This is a genomic window from Streptomyces sp. NPDC013317, from assembly GCF_055563155.1.
The window spans coordinates 210,089-230,044 of the sequence record NZ_JBVHDX010000010.1 but is presented as its reverse complement, the minus strand read 5'-3'; the positions used below and the strand labels follow the sequence as shown (position 1 = coordinate 230,044).

At 72.2% G+C, this 19,956-nt stretch carries 18 protein-coding genes; 11 read left to right on the top strand and 7 right to left on the bottom strand.

What is annotated here, in order from left to right:
- Positions 1-139: 139 nt before the first annotated feature.
- The 7 genes from uraD (at position 140) to ACZ3IJ_RS25570 (ending at position 7,556) form a co-directional block, all read left to right on the top strand.
- Complete coding sequence (gene uraD / locus ACZ3IJ_RS25600) at positions 140-667, top strand: 2-oxo-4-hydroxy-4-carboxy-5-ureidoimidazoline decarboxylase (protein ID WP_467471803.1); 528 nt, start codon at positions 140-142, stop codon at positions 665-667.
- Complete coding sequence (gene uraH / locus ACZ3IJ_RS25595; protein WP_467471801.1) at positions 664-1,053, top strand: hydroxyisourate hydrolase; 390 nt, start codon at positions 664-666, stop codon at positions 1,051-1,053. The genes uraD and uraH overlap by 4 nt, the downstream gene beginning before the upstream one ends.
- A 5-nt stretch (positions 1,054-1,058) precedes the next feature.
- Complete coding sequence (gene pucL / locus ACZ3IJ_RS25590; RefSeq protein ID WP_391796950.1) at positions 1,059-1,982, top strand: factor-independent urate hydroxylase; 924 nt, start codon at positions 1,059-1,061, stop codon at positions 1,980-1,982.
- A gap of 70 nt (positions 1,983-2,052) precedes the next feature.
- Complete coding sequence (locus tag ACZ3IJ_RS25585; RefSeq protein WP_467471799.1) at positions 2,053-3,531, top strand: nucleobase:cation symporter-2 family protein; 1,479 nt, start codon at positions 2,053-2,055, stop codon at positions 3,529-3,531.
- A gap of 75 nt (positions 3,532-3,606) precedes the next feature.
- Positions 3,607-4,998 carry an 8-oxoguanine deaminase gene (locus ACZ3IJ_RS25580; RefSeq protein ID WP_391796948.1) on the top strand — a complete coding sequence of 464 codons (1,392 nt, stop codon included), beginning with the start codon at positions 3,607-3,609 and terminating at the stop codon, positions 4,996-4,998.
- 342 nt (positions 4,999-5,340) lie between these two features.
- Positions 5,341-6,789 carry a nucleobase:cation symporter-2 family protein gene (locus tag ACZ3IJ_RS25575; protein WP_467471796.1) on the top strand — a complete coding sequence of 483 codons (1,449 nt, stop codon included), beginning with the start codon at positions 5,341-5,343 and terminating at the stop codon, positions 6,787-6,789.
- 56 nt (positions 6,790-6,845) lie between these two features.
- Positions 6,846-7,556: an aspartate/glutamate racemase family protein gene (locus ACZ3IJ_RS25570; RefSeq protein ID WP_467471794.1), complete on the top strand. Its 711-nt coding sequence runs from the start codon at positions 6,846-6,848 to the stop codon at positions 7,554-7,556.
- Positions 7,557-7,850: 294 nt separating this feature from the next.
- On the opposite strand, the gene ACZ3IJ_RS25565 is transcribed toward ACZ3IJ_RS25570, so the two are convergent.
- Both ACZ3IJ_RS25565 and ACZ3IJ_RS25560 read right to left on the bottom strand, forming a co-directional pair.
- Positions 7,851-8,450, bottom strand: a complete 600-nt coding sequence (locus tag ACZ3IJ_RS25565) for a TIGR03086 family metal-binding protein (protein WP_467471792.1) — start codon at positions 8,448-8,450, stop codon at positions 7,851-7,853.
- 30 nt (positions 8,451-8,480) lie between these two features.
- Positions 8,481-9,059, bottom strand: a complete 579-nt coding sequence (locus ACZ3IJ_RS25560) for a hypothetical protein (RefSeq protein WP_467471790.1) — start codon at positions 9,057-9,059, stop codon at positions 8,481-8,483.
- Positions 9,060-9,190: 131 nt separating this feature from the next.
- Between ACZ3IJ_RS25560 and ACZ3IJ_RS25555 the strand changes: the two genes are divergently transcribed.
- Both ACZ3IJ_RS25555 and ACZ3IJ_RS25550 read left to right on the top strand, forming a co-directional pair.
- The gene (locus ACZ3IJ_RS25555) at positions 9,191-10,141 is read left to right on the top strand and encodes a fibronectin type III domain-containing protein (RefSeq protein ID WP_467471789.1); all 951 of its coding nucleotides are present in this window, start codon (positions 9,191-9,193) and stop codon (positions 10,139-10,141) included.
- A 54-nt stretch (positions 10,142-10,195) separates the two neighbouring features.
- Positions 10,196-12,082: a hypothetical protein gene (locus ACZ3IJ_RS25550; protein ID WP_467471787.1), complete on the top strand. Its 1,887-nt coding sequence runs from the start codon at positions 10,196-10,198 to the stop codon at positions 12,080-12,082.
- 25 nt (positions 12,083-12,107) lie between these two features.
- On the opposite strand, the gene ACZ3IJ_RS25545 is transcribed toward ACZ3IJ_RS25550, so the two are convergent.
- The 3 genes from ACZ3IJ_RS25545 to ACZ3IJ_RS25535 form a co-directional block, all read right to left on the bottom strand.
- The gene (locus ACZ3IJ_RS25545; protein ID WP_467471785.1) at positions 12,108-13,262 is read right to left on the bottom strand and encodes a GDSL-type esterase/lipase family protein; all 1,155 of its coding nucleotides are present in this window, start codon (positions 13,260-13,262) and stop codon (positions 12,108-12,110) included.
- 300 nt (positions 13,263-13,562) lie between these two features.
- A complete protein-coding gene (gene aceB, locus ACZ3IJ_RS25540) occupies positions 13,563-15,194 on the bottom strand; it encodes a malate synthase A (protein ID WP_467471784.1) in 1,632 nt (543 codons plus the stop codon).
- A gap of 225 nt (positions 15,195-15,419) precedes the next feature.
- Positions 15,420-16,034 (bottom strand): nucleotidyltransferase family protein, encoded by a 615-nt coding sequence (locus ACZ3IJ_RS25535; RefSeq protein WP_467471782.1) that lies wholly within the window; start codon positions 16,032-16,034, stop codon positions 15,420-15,422.
- Between the two features lie 191 nt (positions 16,035-16,225).
- Between ACZ3IJ_RS25535 and ACZ3IJ_RS25530 the strand changes: the two genes are divergently transcribed.
- Positions 16,226-16,549: a DUF5955 family protein gene (locus ACZ3IJ_RS25530; RefSeq protein ID WP_467471781.1), complete on the top strand. Its 324-nt coding sequence runs from the start codon at positions 16,226-16,228 to the stop codon at positions 16,547-16,549.
- Positions 16,550-16,634: 85 nt separating this feature from the next.
- Positions 16,635-18,002, top strand: coding sequence for a pyridoxal phosphate-dependent decarboxylase family protein (locus ACZ3IJ_RS25525; protein ID WP_467471779.1), 1,368 nt, complete (start codon positions 16,635-16,637; stop codon positions 18,000-18,002).
- A gap of 54 nt (positions 18,003-18,056) precedes the next feature.
- Here the strand turns inward: ACZ3IJ_RS25525 and ACZ3IJ_RS25520 are convergent, their stop codons facing one another.
- On the bottom strand, positions 18,057-18,695 hold the full coding sequence (locus tag ACZ3IJ_RS25520) for a response regulator (RefSeq protein WP_467471778.1): 639 nt from the start codon (positions 18,693-18,695) through the stop codon (positions 18,057-18,059).
- Entirely contained in the window at positions 18,692-19,864 is a 1,173-nt protein-coding gene (locus ACZ3IJ_RS25515) for a sensor histidine kinase (protein ID WP_467471776.1), read from the bottom strand. Before ACZ3IJ_RS25515 ends, ACZ3IJ_RS25520 begins: the two co-directional genes overlap by 4 nt.
- Positions 19,865-19,956: the final 92 nt, after the last annotated feature.

The window sequence follows — 19,956 nt, the reverse complement described above, 5'->3', positions numbered from 1 at the left end:
GAGGCCGTCGTCCAGATGTCGGGACGGCGGCCTTTGTGTCACCGAGTTTTCAACAAAGTGTTGACGTGGTGTTGCGGGAGGGCGTTAGCTATCCGCAGCCCGTCCGACGCACAGCGAAAAACAGCCACGGAGGCTTCCCGTGACTTCAGGTACGACACCGGGTCTGACCCGGTTCAACACCTCGGCGGACAGCGACGCTGTCGCCGCGCTCCACGAGGTGTGCTCCAGCTCGGCGTGGGGGAGCAAGCTTCTCGCCCAGCGCCCGTACGCCACCGTCGAAGCCCTCTTCCTCGCCAGCGACGCCGCCATGGCCGAACTGACCGCGGAGGATCTGGCCGAGGCGATGGCGGGCCACCCGCCGATCGGTCGTCCGAAGGCAGGGGACCCGACCTCCTCCCGTGAACAGAGCGGGATGGCCGGTGCCTCCGAGGAGCTCAAGGCCGAGATGCTCGAACTCAACCTGGCGTACCAGGACAGGTTCGGTCATGTCTTTCTGATCTGCGCGACCGGCAAGACCGGTGAGCAGATGCGCGACGCGGTCCGCGAGCGGATCGAGAACTCGCCCGAGCAGGAGCGGGAGATCGTCCGCGCCGAACTGGGCAAGATCAACCGCATCAGGCTGACCCGTCTCGTAGAGCGCGCAGAGAACGAGGAAGAGAACGCATGAGCACCGACACCACCGCTTCGGTGTCCACCCACATCCTGGACACCAGCATCGGCCGCCCCGCCGAGGGCGTGGCCATCACGCTCGAGGCCCGCAGCGGCTCCGACGCGCAGTGGATCACGCTCGGTGGCTCCGCCACCGACGCGGACGGGCGCTGCAAGGACCTGCCGGCCCTGCCGGAGGGCACCACCCACGTACGTCTCGACTTCGAGACCGAGGCGTACTTCGCAAAGAAGCAAGCCGAGGCGCAGCAGGACGCCCCCCGCGTAAGGGACAGCGGCGCGTTCTTCCCGGAAGTGACCATCACCTTCGCGGTGACTCCGGGCGAGCACTACCACGTACCGCTGCTGCTCAACCCGTTCGGCTACTCCGTTTACCGAGGGAGCTAGCAGACATGCCCACGATTCTCGGCCAGAACCAGTACGGCAAAGCAGAGAACCGCGTCGTCAAGATCACGCGGGATGGCGCCACCCACCACATCAAGGACCTGAACGTCTCCGTCGCCCTCTCCGGCGACCTCGACGACGTCCACCTCACGGGCTCCAACGCCCACTGCCTGCCCACCGACACGACCAAGAACACCGTGTACGCCTTCGCCAAGGAGTACGGGATCGAGTCGGCCGAGCAGTTCGGCATCCACCTGGCCCGCCACTTCGTGACGAGCCAGGAGCCGATCAAGCGGGCGCGCATCCGGATCGAGGAGTACTCGTGGGAGCGGATCGCCAGCTCCGACGCCAACTCCAAGTTCATCGGCTCGGACGAGGTGAACCACTCCTTCGCCCGCAAGGGCCAGGAGACCCGCGTCACCCAGATCACGTACGACGGTGAGAAGTGGGAGGTCATCTCCGGCCTCAAGGACCTCATCGTCATGAACTCCACCAACTCGGAGTTCTGGGGCTACATCAAGGACAAGTACACGACGCTCCAGGAGGCGTACGACCGCATCCTGGCCACGCAGGTGTCCGGTCGCTGGCGGTTCAACTGGACCGACGACGACCAGCGGATGCCCAACTGGGAGAAGTCCTACGCGCAGACCAGGCGCCACATGCTCGAGGCCTTCTCGGAGACGTACTCGTACTCGCTGCAGCAGACGCTGTACCAGATGGCCACGCGCATCATCAACCACCGTTCGGAGATCGACGAGGTCCGCTTCTCGCTCCCGAACAAGCACCACTTCCTGGTGGACCTGGAGCCCTTCGGGCTCAAGAACGACAACGAGGTCTACTACGCCGCCGACCGCCCCTACGGCCTCATCGAGGCCACGGTGCTGCGTGACGGAGCCACGGCGCAGATCCCGGTCGACATGACCAACCTCTAGGCGGCACCGCGTGGCCGCCCCCGCCCGCCCGCAGTCGGGCGGGGGCAGCCACCACCGGAGGGACGTACCCATGGCACAGCCCGCAACGGGGCCGGCACCTGCCGAAGGCCCTTGTTCCACCCCATCGGACACCTCACAGGTCGGCTCGGCGGTCACTCCGCCCGTCGGCCCGGCGGTCACCTCGCCGGTCGCCACGGCGCTCACCGCGGTCGAGGTCCACCCGGTGGACGAGAAGCTCCCCGCCTCGCGGCTCGTTCCCGCCGCGCTCCAGCACATCGCCGCGATGTACGCGGGCGTGGTCACCCCTCCGCTGATCATCGGCCAGGCGGTCGGCCTCGACGCCGCGGGAATGACCCGGCTCATCGCCGCGAGTCTGCTCATCGCCGGCTGCGCCACCGTCCTCCAGACCCTCGGAGCCGGCCGCTTCGCCGGAAACCGGCTCCCCTTCGTCAACGCCGCCTCCTCGGCCGGCATCGCCCCGATGCTCGCGATCGCCGAGACCAGCGCCCCCGGTCACCAACTCCCACCCATCTACGGCGCGGTGATGGTCGCCGGAGTCTTCTGCCTCGCCGTCGGCCCCTTCTTCGGGCGACTGCTCCGCTTCTTCCCGCCGCTCGTCACCGGCGTCGTGATCACCCTGATCGGCGTCACCCTGATGCCCGTGCCCGTGACCTGGGCCCAGGGCGGGAACAAGGAGGCCGCCGACTTCGGCGCCATGAAGTACCTGGCGCTCGCCGGATTCACGCTCGTCGTGATCCTGCTCTTCCAGCGCTTCGGCAAGGGCTTCGTCAAGCAGATCGCCCTGCTGCTCGGCCTCTTCATCGGCACCGTGGTCGCGATCCCGTTCGGGATGGCCGACTTCACCGCGCTGCGCGAGGCGCCCGTCGCCGCGCTGCCCGCCCCCTTCGCCTTCGGCGCACCGGAGTTCCAGCCCGCCGCGATCCTCTCCCTGTGCATCGTGATGCTGGTCCTCATGACCGAGTCCAGCGCCGGGATGCTCGCCCTCGGCGAGATCTGCGGGCGCAGGAGCGACGGAGGCACGATCACCCGGGGACTGCGGACCGACGGCATCGCCACGCTCCTCGGCCCCGTCTTCGGCGGATTCCCCACCTCGGCCTTCGCCCAGAACGTCGGAGTGGTCTCCCTGACCCGGGTCCGCTCCCGCTACGTCGTCGCCGTCGCCGGTGGCGCCCTGCTCGTCCTCGGCGCCTTCCCGGTCCTCGGAGCGGTCGTGTCGATGGTCCCGATGCCCGTCCTCGGGGGTGCCGGCATCGTCCTCTTCGGCTCGATCGCCGTCTCCGGAATCCGTACCCTGTCGGAAGCCGGACTCGACGACAGCTCCAACATCATCCTGGTGGCCGTCGCGCTCGGAGCGGGCATCATCCCGCTCGCCGCGCCCACCTTCTACGCCGACTTCCCGGCCTGGGCACAGACCGTGCTCGGCTCCGGCATCAGCGCCGGAGCGCTCGTCGCGGTCACGCTCAATCTGTTCTTCCACCATCTCGGCACCCGGACCCGTCACGCGGCTCCGGCACTCAAATCCTCCTAGGGTCCTGCCGTGCCCTCCCCCACGACTCCTTCGTGGAGGGAATCCCAACCCCCGAGGAATGAAGGAAGCACCGCCATGGCAGCACCTTCGGCAGCAGTCGAGCGCATCGTCATCGAGAACTGTGCGATCGCGACCGTGGACGCCAACGACACCGAGTACGCCACCGGCCACCTCGTCGTCGCCGGCAACAAGATCGAGTCCATCGGCGCCGGCAAGGCACCCGAGGGCCTGGAGAACGTGGTCCGCCGGATCGACGCCACCGGTCATCTGGTGACGCCCGGTCTGGTCAACACGCACCACCACTTCTACCAGTGGATCACCCGGGGCCTGGCCACCGACCACAACCTCTTCAACTGGCTGGTCGCGCTCTACCCGACCTGGGCCCGCATCGACGAGGCCATGGTCCGCGTCGCCGCCCAGGGCTCGCTGGCCATGATGGCCCGCGGCGGTGTCACCACCGCCATGGACCACCACTACGTCTACCCGAAGGGCTCCGGCGACCTGTCCGGCGCCATCATCGGTGCCGCCCAGGACATGGGCGTCCGCTTCACCCTCGCCCGCGGTTCGATGGACCGCAGCGAGAAGGACGGCGGCCTGCCGCCGGACTTCGCCGTCGAGACCACCGAGGGCGCCCTCGCGGCGACCGAGGAGACGGTGAAGAAGTACCACGACGCCTCCTTCGACGCGATGACCCAGGTCGCCGTCGCCCCCTGCTCCCCCTTCTCCATCTCCACCGAACTGCTCCGCGAGGGCGCCGCGCTCGGCCGCCGCCTCGGCGTGCGCATGCACACGCACGGCTCGGAGACCGTGGAGGAGGAGAAGTTCTGCCACGAGCTCTTCGGCATGGGCCCGACGGACTACTTCGAGTCCACCGGCTTCCTCGGCGAGGACGTGTGGATGGCGCACTGCGTCCACATGAACGACTCCGACATCGAGGCCTTCGCCCGTACGAAGACCGGTGTCGCCCACTGCCCGTCCTCCAACGCGCGGCTGGCCGCCGGCATCGCCCGGGTACCGGACATGCTGCGGGCCGGCGTCCCGGTCGGCCTCGGTGTCGACGGCACCGCCTCCAACGAGTCGGGCGAGCTCCACACCGAGCTGCGCAACGCGCTTCTCATCAACCGCCTCGGCGCCCACCGCGAGGCCGCGCTCAACGCCCGCCAGGCCCTGCGCCTCGGTACGTTCGGCGGCGCCCAGGTCCTCGGTCGCGCCGACTCGATCGGCTCGCTGGAGGCCGGCAAGCTCGCCGACTTCGTCCTCTGGAAGATCGACGGCCTCGGCCACTCCTCGATCGCCGACCCGGTCACCGCGATCGTGTTCGGCGCCGCGGCCCCGGTGACGGCCTCGTTCGTCAACGGCAAGCAGATCGTCGAGAACAACCGCCTGCTCTTCGCGGACGAAGAGGCGATCGCGCGCGACGCGCGCGCGGAGGCGCAGCGCCTGGCCCGGATCACGGCCCAGGGCTGACCTCCCCAAGGAGTCCGACCGAGGGGGACGGCCCTCGGTCGGTCGCCGCGGACCCGAGCGGGGTCCGTGGCCGGCTGGACGGGGGGTGCCCGTACGAAAAGAGGTACGGCACCCCTCGGACGGTCGACGTGTCCCCCCTCCCGGGGCACGACCGGACGGTACCCCCACAGCCGCTCGACCGTATGTCCCCGCAGCACCCGAAGACCGCAGCACCCGAAGACCCCGTGGCACCCCGCCACATCCTCATGAGCCGCACACCGTGAGGCGCACGACTGCACCACTTTGCACCACCTCCCTGACATCCGCGTCACCGCCGACGTGTAACCGACCGGAGGAACCGCCGTGGCCGCCAAGCCCAGGTTTCGCAATGATGCACACGACGCCAGCGCCGACACCGAAGACCAGAAGCATCCGGTCGACGAGACGTTGCCGCCCCTGAGAATGTTCACCAGCGGCCTCCAACACGTGGCCGCCATGTACGCCGGGGTCGTGGCCCCGCCCCTGATCGTCGGCGCGGCCGTCGGACTCTCCGGCACCGAGCTGACCTTCCTCACCGGAGCCAGCCTCTTCACCGCGGGGCTCGCCACCTTCCTCCAGACGCTCGGCATCTGGAAGATCGGCGCCCGGCTGCCGTTCGTCAACGGCGTCACCTTCGCCGGTGTCGCGCCCATGCTGGCGATCGTCGACACCACGGACGACAAGGCCGACGCGCTCCCGATCATCTTCGGCGCGATCATCGTCGCCGGCGTGCTCGGCTTCATAGCCGCCCCGTACTTCTCCAAGCTCGTCCGCTTCTTCCCGCCGGTCGTCACCGGCACCGTGATCACCCTCATCGGTGTCTCGCTGCTGCCGGTCGCCTTCGGCTGGGCCCAAGGGCCCAACCCGGCGGCGAAGGACTACGGTTCGACGACCTACCTCACGCTCGCCGCGATCACGCTCGTGGTCGTCCTCGTCCTGCGCCGCTTCACCCGCGGCTTCCTGAAGCAGATCGCGGTCCTGGTCGGCCTGGTCATCGGCACGGTCATCGCGATCCCGTTCGGGGTCACGGACTTCAGCCCGGTGGCGGAGGCGTCCGTCGTCGGCTTCCCGTCGCCGTTCCACTTCGGCGCCCCGCAGTTCGCGGTCGCCGCGATCATCTCGATGTGTGTGGTCATGCTGGTCTCGATGACCGAGTCGACCGCCGACATGCTGGCGCTCGGTGAGATCGTCGAGCGGCCGGCCGACGAGAAGACCATCGCGGCCGGACTGCGCGCCGACACCCTGGGCTCGGCCATCAGCCCGTTCTTCAACGGGTTCATGTGCAGCGCCTTCGCCCAGAACATCGGGCTCGTGGCGATGACGAAGATCCGCAGCCGGTTCGTGGTCGCCTGCGGCGGCGGCTTCCTGGTCCTGATGGGTCTCTCGCCCGTCGCCGCCTCGCTGATCTCGGTCGTCCCGCGGCCGGTGCTCGGCGGCGCGGGCGTCGTCCTCTTCGGATCGGTCGCGGCGAGCGGTATCCAGACGCTGGTCAAGGCCGGTCTGGAGAAGGACAACAACGTGCTGATCGTCGCGGTCTCGCTGGCCGTCGGCATCATCCCGATCACGGAGCCGGAGTTCTACCACGCCTTCCCGGAGACGGCGAAGATCATCCTGGACTCGGGCATCTCGACCGGCTGTGTCGCGGCGGTCCTGCTGAACCTCGTCTTCAACCACCTGGGCAGGCGCGGCGACGAGGACACGGTCACCGCGCCCATGGAGCCGGGCGAGGAGATCTCCGAGACCCGCACGGCCAAGGCGGCGCACGTCCACTGAGCGCCTCCACCCCGCCCGACGAGCCGGTTCCCGCGTGTGACGCGGGAGCCGGCGTCGTGCGTGGGGCGGGCGGCTCCGGCCCCCGTTCGGAGGCGGCCCCGTCAGCCGAACCCGCCGTACCGGCGGTCGTCCTCGTCAACCCCAACACCGCGGCGGCGACGACCGCGATGATGACGGGGATCGCCCGCCGGGCCCTCGGGCCGGCGGTCCGCGTCCGCGGGGTGACCGTGGCGCGCGGTCCGCGGATGCTCACGGACCCGGCGGCCCTGCGTGCCGCGGCCCCCGAGGTCGTCGCCGCCGGCCGCCTGGCCCTCGCCTCCGGTGACTGCGCGGCGCTGCTGGTGGCGGCGTTCGGCGACCCGGGCGTGGCGGAGCTGCGGGCCTTCGCCCCGGTCCCGGTCGTGGGCATCGGGGAGGCCGCGATCCTGGAGGCGTCCGCCGGGGGCGCTCGCTTCGGCATCGCGACGACGACCCCGGGCCTGGCGGGTCCGATCGCAGACGCGGTGACGGCGCTGGGCCTCCGCGACCGCTTCACCGGCCTCCGCCTCGCCGGAGAAGACCCCCACGCCCTGTCCGCCGACCCGGCCGCGCTCACCGAAGCCCTGGCCCGCGCGGTCCGTGAGTGCGTCGTACGGGACGGCGCCCGGGCCGTGGTCATCGGCGGCGGCCCCCTCGGCGAAGCCGCGGAGGCCCTGCGCCCCCGCTTCACCGTCCCGGTGATCGCCCCGATCCGCGCGGCCTGCCACCGCGTGACGAGGCTGCTGTAGGCGAGGCGCGGGAGGGAGTGCTCCGGCGTGTCGGCGACGGGACCCACGCCGCCGCACGGGTCAAGGCCCGGTTCCGCGCGGACTGCCACAGTGTGGCGAGGCCGCCTCGCTGGAGCCGGGAGCGGCACGACGGCTCGCGGCTCCGGCCACGCGGCCTCGCCGGTCGGGCGACGCAGGTCAGGCGACTTCGCGTTGTCCGGCGCTCTCACAGGGGCCGCCCCGCCCAGGCCGCCCCGCTCAGGCGGCCTCGCCGCGGCGCTCGCGCCAGGATCGCCCCGACACGGCCCGGCCGTCCTACTCCGGGCGTTCCGGGGTCCAGTCCGGACGGCGGCCGCTCAGGCCCACCACGCGGTCGAGCAGGGGCGCGTCGTCCGGGACCGTGACGACGGGGCCGAAGAAGCCGTCCTCGGGCGGGGCGTCGTCCGCCGGGGTCAACAGCGCCTCGGACACGGCCAGGTCCTCCGCCGTCACCTCGTACGGCTGGCCCGTCGCCCGCGCGAGGTCCCAGCCGTGGATCACCAGTTCGTTCAGCGCGACCTGCCCCATGACCGCCGCCGGCATCTCGACGCCGCCCGCCTGGGTGTCGCCCTCCCACGCCCCCGGCTCGCGCCAGGCCGCCGCCAGCTCGTCCAGGGCCTTCGGCAGCGCCGTGCGCCAGTCCTCGGCCAGGACCGGGCGGACGGAGCCGGGCGGCGTCCCGGTCGTCTCCCCGACGTGCTTGCGGGCGGCGTCGCGGAAGGCCACGCTCAGCCCCGTGAGATGCGCGAGGATCTCCCGCACCGCGTACTCGGGACACGGCGTCGGGTCCCCGAGCCGTTCGTCCCCGATGCCCTCGGCGAGTCGTGCCACCCGCGCCGCGGCCGATCCCAGATCGATGTGCTCCGTGTTCTCCATACAGATGCAGACCGCCGGGGGCGCCGGAACTCATCGCTCGGTCCCGATGCGACGCCCGCACTCCTGCGCCAGCGCGGGATAGGCCGCCGCGATCGCCTCGTAGACCCTTCGCCGCAGCAGCCGCTCGGCCTCGGCCCGGCCCGTCGAGCCGTACAGCCCGTCGAGCAGGTACTCGTACCGCGACAGGGCGTGCCGGAGGTAGTTCACCTGCCACCGCACCAGCGCCCCGGCCCCCGCCCCGCCGGGGCTGCGCGCCCCGAGGAGATGCCGGTGCCGCACCGCGCGCCGCTCCAGCTCCACCGCCGGAAGCCGGGGCACCTCGATCGGCTGTGCCCGGATCGCGGCGAGGACCGCGCGCCGTCGCCGCTCCGCCCCCGCCTCCGCCGCCGAGGAGCGACTGCCCGAGACCGCCGCGCACCGAGTGAACTCCGGCGTCCTCTCCACCGCTTCCACCCGCGCCATCAGATACAGCCGCACGGGCGCGACGGACCACCGCCGCGGATCCCGTCCCTGCACATCGGGCGCGCCCAGCAGGTCGCGCACCATCGCGTCGCTCCAGCCCCGCCCGCGCAGCCCGGCCAGTGTCGTGTAGATCGTACGGTCCGTCATGATTCCCCCTCGTTCCGTCACGGAGAGTGACGAACCCAGTGAAGCGCACCCCACTGACAACGACCCCTTGCCGGGCGCCTCCACGGCGTGGGATACAGGTCTGGACCTTTTCGACGGACGGAGGCATTCCTGTGCAACGCCCGCTCGCCGCAACCGTGTTGACCGTCGCCCTCCTCGCCGCGGCGGCCTGCTCCGGCGGCCCCGATAAGGACACCCACGCCCCCGGCGCCCCCACCGGAGTCACCGCGTCCGCCGGCAGCGCGAGCACCGTCCACGTCATGTGGAGCGCGGCCGGCGACGACCGGGCCGTCACCGGGTACGAGGTCTACCAGCAGGGCCGCAAGGTCAAGGACCTCCCCGCGACGACCCTCATGACCGACATCGTGAACCTCACGCCCTCGACCCCGTACGCCTTCACCGTCCGCGCCCGCGACGCCGCCGGAAACCGCTCCCCGCACAGTGCCGCCGTCCCCGCCACCACCCTCGCCGCAACCGCCCGGGACCGTACCGCGCCCACGACGCCCCGGGCCCTGCGCGCGACCCCCGACGGCAGCCACGCGGCCACCCTGACCTGGACCGCGGCCCGCGACGACACCAAGGTCACCGCGTACGACGTCTACCAGGCCGACGCCCGCGTCCACACCGTCCCCGGCACGGACACCACCGCCCGGCTCACCGGCCTGCGCCCCGGAACGGTCTACTCCTTCACGGTCCGCGCCCGCGACGCCGCCGAGAACTCCTCCCCGGACAGCGCCCCCGCCGACCTCACCACCGCCCCGGCCCCCGGAGCGGCCCCCAACACCGCCCCCACAGACCTGAGGGCCGAGGCCGTGAAGGGCGAGATCACCCTGACCTGGACCCCGCCCCGCACCGGCGCCCCGGTCACGGAACACCAGCTCTACCTGAACGAGGCCTTCGCCACCACGATCATCTGGGGCACCGACCCCCCGCCCGCCGAGGCCACCTACACCTTCACGGTCCCCACCGCCCAGGGCACCCGCTACAGCGTCAAACTCCGCGCCCGCCTCCCCGACGGCACCTGGGGTGACTTCTCGGCCCAACGCACCGTTGTCGTCCCATGACGGCGCCGCCACGCGCCTCGTCGTCCGGCGCGTGCCGGAACTACCCTGGGAAAGGTGGCAGGGACCGTGCTCACCAACACCGGGCTCGACGCGTTCCTCGACGGAACACCGCAGCTCCGTGATCCATCGTCCGTACGCGCCGCCGACGCGGTGCTCGCGCTGCTGGCCCTGCGCGGGGCCGACCGGCGCAGCGGGCTGCCCGAGCCCAGCGTGGAGCTGGTGCGGCGGCTGCTCGTCGAGGACGCGCCGGCGTTCGTCTACGCGACGCCCGAGGAGCTGCCTGCCTACCCCGCCGTGCTCGTCGCGCTCACCGAACGGGTGCGGGAGGCCGGGCGGCTGAACGCCAAGCGGCAGGCGCGGATCGTGGCCGCGGTCGAGGACATCGTGCCCGACTTCGAACGGGCGATGACGGACCCCGCCAACTACACCTGGCAGCGCTGGTACGCCTCGCTGCTGCGGGCCGACGGCGCCGACCCCGGCGACCCCGCCGCAGTACGGGCCTGGCTCGCCGGACACGACGGGGTACGTCCGCCCGACGGGCTCAACCGGGCGGACCTGATGAACCGGAGCGACTTCGCGGACATGCTCCTCGCGGACGCCCTCACCGGGGCGTACGTACGGGAGGCGGAGCGGCCCTCCCCCGCCGGACCGCTGCTGACCGACGCTGACGTATCGCACGGCGTGGCCGAACTCGGCGGCCGGCTGGTCGACCGGTGGACCGCCGCGGGGCTCGCGGGCGCGCTCACGGGCCCGTACGCCCATCTCGCCCCGGGCCCGGACGCCTTCCCGCACCTCGTCCTCGCCGACACGCTCCTCGACGAGCACCTGAACTACTACGGCGACTCCTCCGTCCCGCTGCCGCCCCCGCCCATGGAGGCCCACGAGCCGCAGCGGTCCGTCGAGGCCGGCGCGGATCTGCTCGCCGCGGCCGTCGAGGAGATGAAGAGCGAGGACGGCGGTCTGTACGACGGTGAGGCCGCGCATCTGCTCTACGCGCTCTACCAGCGCGGCTCCTGCGCAGAGTCGGTGGCCCGCCGCGCCGCCGAGTTCGAGGACTGGCCGGTCGATCCCCGGCTGGAGGACGCGCCCGTCCTCGTACCGGCGACGGCCCCCGAGGAGTACCGGGTCCCGCCCGCCGACGAGCTCACCCGGCTCTTCGGATCGCCGGTCACCGACGAGGACCGGACCCGCCTCGAACCGGCCGCGCGTTCCATGGCCGAGGCCGTCGACCGGCTGACCGGCACCGGCATGGTCTTCCGTACCGGTGACGCCTTCGGCCTCACCCCCTGGGGCGTCGAGGTCCTGCACTACCTGCTGCGGGTGCGCTGGGTCGCGGCGCCCGACGCCAAGGAGGCCGCGGCCTGGGACGCCCCGACCGTGATCGCCGCCGCCGAAGGCTGGTCGGCCTCCGCCGCCACCCGCGTCCTCGCCGAATGGCTGCACGCGCACGGCGACACCGTCGAGGCCTGGTCCGCGCTGATCGACGCCCTCGGCACGGTCAACGCGGGCACGTTCGAGGCGGCCTACACCCGCGCCCTGTTCGGCTTCCTCGACCCCGAAGCAGCCCCCGTCGAGGCGCTGCGCGAGGCCCTGGACGACCCGGTGATGGGCGCGTACGCCTGCGGGGTCCTGCGGGCCCGGGGCGAGCCGGCGGACGAGGCCCGCGTGCCGCTCTCCGCCCGCGCCGTGCTGATCCTGGACCGGCTCCACCGCCGCACCGCCGCCGGGCGGGCGCTCCTCGACTCCGCCGCCGAGGGCTGGCCGGGCGGAGTCGACGCCCTCGTCAAGGAGATGGCCGCCGCGGACCCGTACCGCGCGGAGCGGACCCTCGGAGCGCTGGGCGTCGCGCTGCCCCGTACGCGCGGACGGATCGGTATCGGCACCAGGAGGACGAGCGAGCGGGCGCGGCGTCGCGGTCGGCGCGGACGCCACGCCCGCTGATCCCCGTGGGGGGCTTGCGCGACCGTCAGGAGACGGCCGTCAGGTACATGCCGGAGGCGCCGGTCCCCGCCGTGTTGCGGCAGGAGAAGTTGCCGCTCGGCCGCGCGTGGATGAGAGCGAGACAGCGGCCGAGCGCCAACTGGCCGTAGTGGTTGGGATGGACGTTCTCCTGGATCGGCCCCTGGGTCTCGTTCGGGTCGATCCACCTCGCCCACTCGCTCGTCGAGGCCGAGGCCGGCACCGTCGCGCTGACCAGCTTGCTGGTCTTCGCGCACACCTCACGCCCCTGCAGCATGTCGCGCAGATCCATGAACTGCACGCCCTTGCTCGCCGCGACGCCCTTCAGCCGCTGGGCGACCTGGGGGACCAGGGTGTCCCGCGCCCAGTCGGAGTCCAGGTTCCAGAAGGGGCAGCCACCCGTGTTGGTGCGGCTCCAGCCGCTCTCCCCGTACCGGTTCTCGGACGCGCGGGGGATGGGGGAGGGGTACGACTGGAGCACGATCCGGTAGTCGGAGGCCGCGTAGCCGGCGCCCGCCATCACCGCGCGGATCTCGTCGACGGACTTGCCGACGTTGGCCATCACCGTGTCGATCTTCGCGTCGACCTCGGCCTGCTGGTCGTCGTGGCAGTACGAGTACCAGACGATGTAGTCGGTCGCGCAGCTCGTGATGATGTCGGCGAAGCCCAGGTCGTTGCCGCCGATCGAGAGCACGATCGCCTCGACGTCGTGGGAGGCGGCGACGGCCGCCAGCTGGTCGGCCTGCGGGGCCTCGCCCTTGTACGCGACGCCGCCGTTCGACGCGCGGAAGACGTTCCGGGTCGTCGCGCCCGAACAGGCCAGGTTGATCAGGGCCGAGGCGATCCCGCCCGCGCTCCTCACCTCGGCCGAGTCGGACCGGTGGCAGCCGTTGGCCGCCGTCGCGCCGTACACGCGGGAGGGGTCGTACGCGCTCCCCGTCCACGCCCGGTCGGTGCCGTTCCGGCTGCCCGTGGTGGTCAGGCTGTTGCCCTGCCAGCGCCCGGCCTCCCCGGAGATGTAGCTGTCGCCCATCGACACGACGGCGGTCGGGCCCGAGCCCTGGGCGGCGCCGGCGGGGGTCACTCCGGCGGCGAGCAGGCCGATCAGCGACACGGCGGCGGCGAGGGATCTTCGGACCGTGCGGTGGGGGGTTCTGGGCATGGCTGTGTTCTCCTGCGTCGGTGCAGAGGAGTGGGGGACAGCCGCCGGCCGGTGGCATGCGGAATCTGGCACGCCGTGGCTTGTTACCGCTAGGTAGGTGCGTGTTTCGGTTGCGTCACGTGCCCTGTGAAACACACCGGAGCGAAAATCTCCGGAGCAGGGGCTCGCCGGGCGGCGAATCTCCGAAGCGAGCACGGCTCCGCCCCCGGCGCTGTGCGTTCACCGGGGGCGGAGCCGTTGTTTCCGCGGCTGCGCCGCGTGTTGTCCGGCCGCTGTGCGGGTCGGCCGAAGCGGGGGGACTCAGCCGATCAGCTGGTCGTACGCCGGGAGCGTCAGGAAGTCGGCGTAGTCGGCGTCGAGGGAGACGTGGAGCAGGAGGTCGTGCGCCTGCTGCCACTTTCCGGCCGTGAAGGCCTCCTCGCCGATCTCCTCGCGGATCGCCGCCAGTTCCTCCGCGGCGACCTCGCGGGCCAGCTCGGGGGTGGCCTTCACCGTCTTGCCGTCGTGCTCGAACACGACGCCGGCGTTGATCCACTGCCAGATCTGCGAGCGCGAGATCTCGGCCGTGGCCGCGTCCTCCATCAGGTTGAAGATGGCGACCGCGCCGAGGCCGCGGAGCCAGGCCTCGATGTAACGGGTGCCGACCTGGACGGCGTTGCGCAGGCCCTCGTACGTCGGCTTCGCGTCGAGCGAGTCGATCGCGATCAGGTCGCCCGGGGCCACCGAGACGTCCTCGCGCAGCCGGTCCTTCTGGTTCGGCCGGTCGCCGAGGACGGCGTCGAAGGAGGCCATGGCGATCGGGACCAGGTCCGGGTGGGCGACCCAGGAGCCGTCGAAGCCGTCTCCCGCCTCGCGGTCCTTGTCCGCCTTGACCTTCTCGAACGCGACCTTGTTGACCTCGGCGTCCTTGCGGGACGGGATGAAGGCCGCCATGCCGCCGATCGCGTGCGCGCCGCGCTTGTGGCAGGTGCGGACGAGGAGTTCGGTGTACGCCCGCATGAACGGGGCCGTCATCGTGACCGCGTTGCGGTCCGGGAGGACGAACTTCTGCCCGCCGTCACGGAAGTTCTTGACGATGGAGAAGAGGTAGTCCCAGCGGCCCGCGTTGAGGCCCGCCGCGTGGTCGCGGAGCTCGTAGAGGATCTCCTCCATCTCGTACGCGGCCGTGATCGTCTCGATCAGGACGGTGGCGCGGACGGTGCCCTGCGGGATGCCGACGTACTCCTGGGCGTAGACGAAGATGTCGTTCCAGAGGCGGGCCTCCAGGTGCGACTCCGTCTTCGGCAGGTAGAAGTACGGGCCCTTGCCGAGCTCGATGAGGCGCTTGGCGTTGTGGAAGAAGTACAGGCCGAAGTCGACGAGCGCGCCGGGGACCGGACGGCCCTCGAAGGTGAGGTGGCGCTCCTCCAGGTGCCAGCCGCGCGGCCGCATCACGACCGTGGCCAGCTCGGCGGCCGGCTTGAGGGCGTAGGACTTGCCCGACTTCGGGTCCGTGAAGTCGATGTTCCGCGTGTACGCGTCGATCAGGTTGACCTGACCCAGGATCACGTTCTCCCAGGTCGGGGCGGAGGCGTCCTCGAAGTCCGCGAGCCAGACCTTGGCGCCCGAGTTCAGGGCGTTGATCGTCATCTTGCGGTCGGTCGGACCGGTGATCTCCACCCGGCGGTCGTTCAGGGCCGCCGGGGCCGGCGCGACACGCCACGAGTCGTCCGCGCGGATCGCGGCGGTCTCCGGCAGGAAGTCGAGGGTCGAGGTTCGGGCGATCTCGGCGCGGCGCTCCGCCCGGCGGGCAAGGAGCTCGTCCCGGCGTGGCGTGAACCGCCGGTGCAGCTCAGCCACGAATGCGAGGGCCGCGTCGGTCAGCACCTCCTCCTGCCTCGGCAGGGGCTCGGCTTCGACGACGGCCAGGGGGGACGGCGCTGGTGCGGACATGAACGGTCACTTCCTTCAGCGGACTTCACGGGCGGTGCCTTGCGGCCGCCGGGCGTCAGGGGTCGGCACGGAGTGCCGCAGGCGCCGAGATACGGCCGCGGAGCGCCGTCAGGAATCAGGCGCTTCTGAACAGTGGATACTAGTTTCCTCATGGTGGAAGTTCAATGGTTTGTTGATGTCGAGATTCTCCGGATCGACAGAACATGGCGCTCAGTGCCACACCCTTTACTCAAGGTGCGCCAGATCGGCCTCCGTGTCGATGTCGTAGGGCTCGGCCACATCCGAACAGTCCACCAGGGTGATCGCATCCCGGTGGGTCTTCAGGTAGTCGCGCGCTCCCTGGTCGCCGAGCGCCCCCGCCGCGATCCCGGCCCAGCGGTCCGCGCCGAACAGCACCGGATGGCCGCGCTTCCCGTCGTACGAGGCCGCCGCCAGCGAGTCGCGCGAGCCGTACGCGGACAGGACCCGCGCCACCGCCTCCGCGCCGATCCCCGGCTGGTCGACCAGCGAGACGACCGCCGCGTCCACCGGCAGCGCCTCGGCGGACAGCGAGGCGAGCCCGGCCCGCAGCGACGACCCCATGCCCTCCGCCCACTCCGGGTTGTCTACCAGGACGCAGCCGGGCAGCTGGGCCCGCTCCCGTACGACCTCGGCCGAGGCGCCCAGAACGACGTGGATCACCTCGCAGCCGCCCTCGCGCAGCACCCGCACCGCGTGCTCGACCAGCGGGCGCCCGCGGTGGGTCAGGAGGGCCTTCGGGCGGCCGCCGAGCCGTCGCCCGCCGCCCGCGGCGAGGAGCAGACCGGCCACGAGCGGAGGGGATTGCCGTGTGTTCGTCATGCTCACTGCATACCGCATGACACGGACGCCTGAATTGTGTCCGCACAGTGGCGCGCCGGGCGCGCGATGGCGTTAACTTGCTCGCGACTCCGGGCGCCCGACCACCGATCCACGGCTCGGGCCGGTGATCCCCCAGGGCACGAAGGGGGGCGGCGGAGTCCGGCGCACAGTGTCGTGCGAGGGGGAGAGACTTGTTGCGTAGCGTTGGGCAGAGGCGTGTGACAACCGGCAGCGGCGTGGACCCGAGGGTGGTGGAGCTGCGTGCTGCCGTGTCCCGACTCCGCCGCGAACTGGCGGGCCACCCGGCCGAGTTCACCGACCGGGGCATCGCCGAGGACGAGCTGGCCGCACTGGACGCGATGGCCGTCAGCGGAGTCCCCGAGGTCCGGCGGCTGCGCCGCTCCCTGCTCCTGATCGCCGGATCGATCGGCTCGGTCAGCGCGCTGTCGAACGGACTGACGAGTGTCCGCCAGGCCGTCGAACTGTTCGGGGAGCCTCCGGGCGACCAGCCGTAGGTGTCGGTCGCCCCGATGCGTGACGGCGCGCGGGTCGGCGGGCGGCGGCTTGCGGGCCGGCGGCGACTGTCCCATAGTCCGAGGTATGGACGCGCGCGAGGCGGCGCTCCGCCAGGCGTACGACCATGCCGTCCGCTGGCTGGCCAGCCTGTCCGACCGCCCGGTCCCCGCCCGCGCTACGGTCGACGAGATCGTACGCGCGCTCGGCACCGCACTGCCCGACGACCCCAGCCCGCCCGCCGACGTCGTCGACCTGCTGGCCGCGGCCTGCGAACCCGGGCTCACCGCCTTCCCCAGCGGGCGCTTCTACGGTTTCGTCGTCGGGGGCGGCGAACCGGCCGCGCTGGCGGCGGACTGGCTGGTCAGCGCCTGGGACCAGAACTGCGTGATGCGCACCGTCACCCCCGCCTACGCGGCGGTGGAGGAGATCGCGGGCGTCTGGCTGCTCGACCTGCTCGGGCTGCCCGACGGCAGCGCCGTCGGCTTCACCACCGGCGCCACGATGGCGAACTTCACCTGCCTGGCCGCCGCGCGCGACGAGGTGGTGCGGCGGGTCGGCGGCGACGTCGCCCGCGAAGGACTCGCGGGCGGGCCCGCCGTCCGCGTCGTCGCCGGGGAGCACCGCCACATGGCCATCGACCTGGCCCTGCGCTATCTGGGCCTGGGGCGGCCCGAACTGGTGGCGGCGGACGACCAGGGACGCATGCGCCCCGAGGCCCTCCGGGCCGCCCTGGCGGGCGGCGGGCGGACCCCCACCCTGGTGATCCTGCAGGCCGGGGACATCCACTCCGGCGCCTTCGACCCCTTCCCCGAGACGATCCGAGCCGCGCGCGAGGCGGACGCCTGGGTGCACGTCGACGGCGCCTTCGGCCTCTGGGCCGCCGCCGCACCGCCGTACGCGCGGCTGTCGGCCGGCTGCGAGCAGGCCGACTCCTGGGCGACCGACGCCCACAAGACCCTGAACGTCCCCTACGACTGCGGCCTCGCCATCGTCCGCGACCCGTCCGCACTCCGGGCGGCCATGGGCCTGCGGGGCGACTACCTCATCCAGCACGAACTCGGCGACCCCATCGACAAGGTCCCCGAACTCTCCCGCCGCGGCAGGGCCTTCCCCGTGTGGGCGGCCCTCAGGTCCCTCGGCCGGTCCGGCGTGGCCGACCTCGTCGAGCGGCTCTGCCGGCACGCCACCGCCTTCGCCGACGGCATCGCGGGGATCGACGGCGCCACCGTCCTCAACGACGTGGTGTTCACCCAGGTCTGCGCCGAGTTCGGCGACGACGCCCGTACGGAGCGGGTGCTCGCCCGGCTCCTCGACGACGGCACGACGTGGATCAGCGGCTCGACCTGGCGCGGCCGGCGCGTCATGCGCATCTCGGTCAGCAACTGGGCCACCACCGAGGACGACGTGACGCGCGCGCTCGACGCGATCCGGCGCGCCGCCGAGGGCGTCTGAGGCCTGACGACCGAGGACTGACGCCTGAGGTTTCAGGCGCGCGGGGCCGGCCCGCTACCGGCGGATCAGGCGACGCGTCGTCGCCGTGGCCACCGCCGCCGTACGGGAGTCCACGCCCAGTTTCGCGAAGATGTGCACCAGGTGGGACTTCACCGTCGCCTGGCTCAGGAACAGGGCCTTGCTGACCTGCTGGTTGGACAGACCCTCGCCCACCAGCTGCAGCACCTCCAGTTCCCGCTTCGTCAGCGCCTCCGCCGGGGTCCGCATCCGGTCCATCAGCCGGTGCGCCACCGCCGGGGCCAGCGCCGACTGGCCGGCCGCCGCCGTACGGACCGCCGCCGCCAGCTCCTCCGGCGGGGCGTCCTTCAGCAGATAGCCCGAGGCCCCCGCCTCGACCGCCGCCAGGATGTCCGCGTCCGTGTCGTACGTGGTGAGGACCAGCACCCTCGGCCCGCCCGTGCGCGCGGTGATCGCCGCCGTGGCCTCCGAGCCGTGCATCCCGGGCCCGAACTGCAGGTCCATCAGGACCACGTCCACCCCACCCGCCCCGGCCAGCTCCGTCGCCAGCTCCACCGCGCGCTCGGCCGTCGCCGCCTCGCCGACCACGGCGAAGTCGGGCTCCGTGTCCAGCACGGCGCGCAGCCCGGCCCGTACCACCGGATGGTCGTCGGCGAGCAGGAGTCGGATCGTCATGTCGACACTCCGGTGGGAAGGGGGAGGGACACGGCGACGGCCGTGCCCTGACCGGGCGCGGACTCCACCGTGAACACCCCGCCCAGCGACTCCGCCCGCGAGCGCATCGCCGGCAGCCCGAAGCCGCCCTCCGGTGAGGACGAGAGCAGCGCGGGGTCGAAGCCCTCGCCGTCGTCGACGACGTCCAGCGTCACCGAGGCGTCCATGTACGACAGCGTGACCTCCGCCCGGGCCGCCGAGGCGTGCCGCACCGCGTTCGCGAACGCCGACTGCGCGATCCGGAGCAGCGCCACCTCGTAGGGCGTCGGCAGCTCCACCGGCGTCCCGCTCACCGTGAAGCGTGCCCGCAACGCCCCCTCCGGACCGGGGCCCGGTTCGCAGAGCCGCTCCAGGGCGGCGGCCAGTGAACCGTGCTCCAGGTCCGCGGGCGACAGCGCGCGTACGAAGCGCCGCGCCTCCGCCAGATTGTCCTGCGCGGCCCGCCGCGCCGCCTCGATGTGCCCGGCCGCCGGCGAGCCCTCCGGCAGCGTCCGCTCGGCGGCCCGCAACAGCAGCTGGATCGAGGAGAGCCCCTGCGCCAGCGTGTCGTGGATCTCCCGCGCCAGGCGCTCGCGCTCCGCCAGCGTTCCGGCGTGCCGCTCGGCCGCCGCCAGCTCCGCCCGGGTCGCGATCAGCTCCTCGACCATCCGCCTGCGCCGCTCGCTCTCCCGGTAGAGCGCCTGATAGCCGAGGACCGTCGCCACGGCCACCGCCCCGCCGAGCAGCGGCCCGATGAAGACCCCGGGGTTGAGCGTCGCGCCATGGCGTACGTACGACAGGATCGCCGCGCCCGCGGTCAGGGCCACGGCCGGCAGCGCCCAGCGCACGGGCAGCAGGTGCAGCTGGAGGAAGTAGAGCGGGAACGCCACCCACAGCCCGTCGGGGTTGGCCCAGAGCAGCGCCAGCCAGGACGCGCAGAGGAGGGCCAGCCAGAGCGCCGCCGCGCGCGGGGAGTCCCGTACGGCGGGGAGGACGGACCCGGTCGCGTAGACCGCGCCCGTCAGCACCGCGAGCGCGACACCGGTGACGGAGTCCGCCCGGACGGCCGCGAGGGCCAGCAGCCCTGCCACCAGCAGATGCAGACAGAGGCGCAGCGCGCGCAGGGCGGGGGTGAGGGAACGCGGATCCATGGTCTGTCCAGCGTAGGCGGGGGCAGACAATCCGGACTCAACCGAAAGTTTGATTGCGGAGCCATCCGTGGCGCGATGCCGCGAGGTGCCGG

Bases quoted from the DNA above. Each gene is read 5' to 3' on its own strand.
- ACZ3IJ_RS25515 (WP_467471776.1), bottom strand. From the start codon at position 19,864: ATGGATCCGCGTTCCCTCACCCCCGCCCTGCGCGCGCTGCGCCTCTGT.
- pucL (WP_391796950.1), top strand. From the start codon at position 1,059: ATGCCCACGATTCTCGGCCAGAACCAGTACGGCAAAGCAGAGAACCGC.
- ACZ3IJ_RS25560 (WP_467471790.1), bottom strand. From the start codon at position 9,059: ATGACGGACCGTACGATCTACACGACACTGGCCGGGCTGCGCGGGCGG.
- aceB (WP_467471784.1), bottom strand. From the start codon at position 15,194: ATGTCCGCACCAGCGCCGTCCCCCCTGGCCGTCGTCGAAGCCGAGCCC.
- ACZ3IJ_RS25585 (WP_467471799.1), top strand. From the start codon at position 2,053: ATGGCACAGCCCGCAACGGGGCCGGCACCTGCCGAAGGCCCTTGTTCC.
- ACZ3IJ_RS25545 (WP_467471785.1), bottom strand. From the start codon at position 13,262: ATGCCCAGAACCCCCCACCGCACGGTCCGAAGATCCCTCGCCGCCGCC.
- ACZ3IJ_RS25535 (WP_467471782.1), bottom strand. From the start codon at position 16,034: ATGACGAACACACGGCAATCCCCTCCGCTCGTGGCCGGTCTGCTCCTC.
- uraH (WP_467471801.1), top strand. From the start codon at position 664: ATGAGCACCGACACCACCGCTTCGGTGTCCACCCACATCCTGGACACC.
- ACZ3IJ_RS25525 (WP_467471779.1), top strand. From the start codon at position 16,635: ATGGACGCGCGCGAGGCGGCGCTCCGCCAGGCGTACGACCATGCCGTC.
- ACZ3IJ_RS25520 (WP_467471778.1), bottom strand. From the start codon at position 18,695: ATGACGATCCGACTCCTGCTCGCCGACGACCATCCGGTGGTACGGGCC.
- ACZ3IJ_RS25565 (WP_467471792.1), bottom strand. From the start codon at position 8,450: ATGGAGAACACGGAGCACATCGATCTGGGATCGGCCGCGGCGCGGGTG.
- ACZ3IJ_RS25580 (WP_391796948.1), top strand. From the start codon at position 3,607: ATGGCAGCACCTTCGGCAGCAGTCGAGCGCATCGTCATCGAGAACTGT.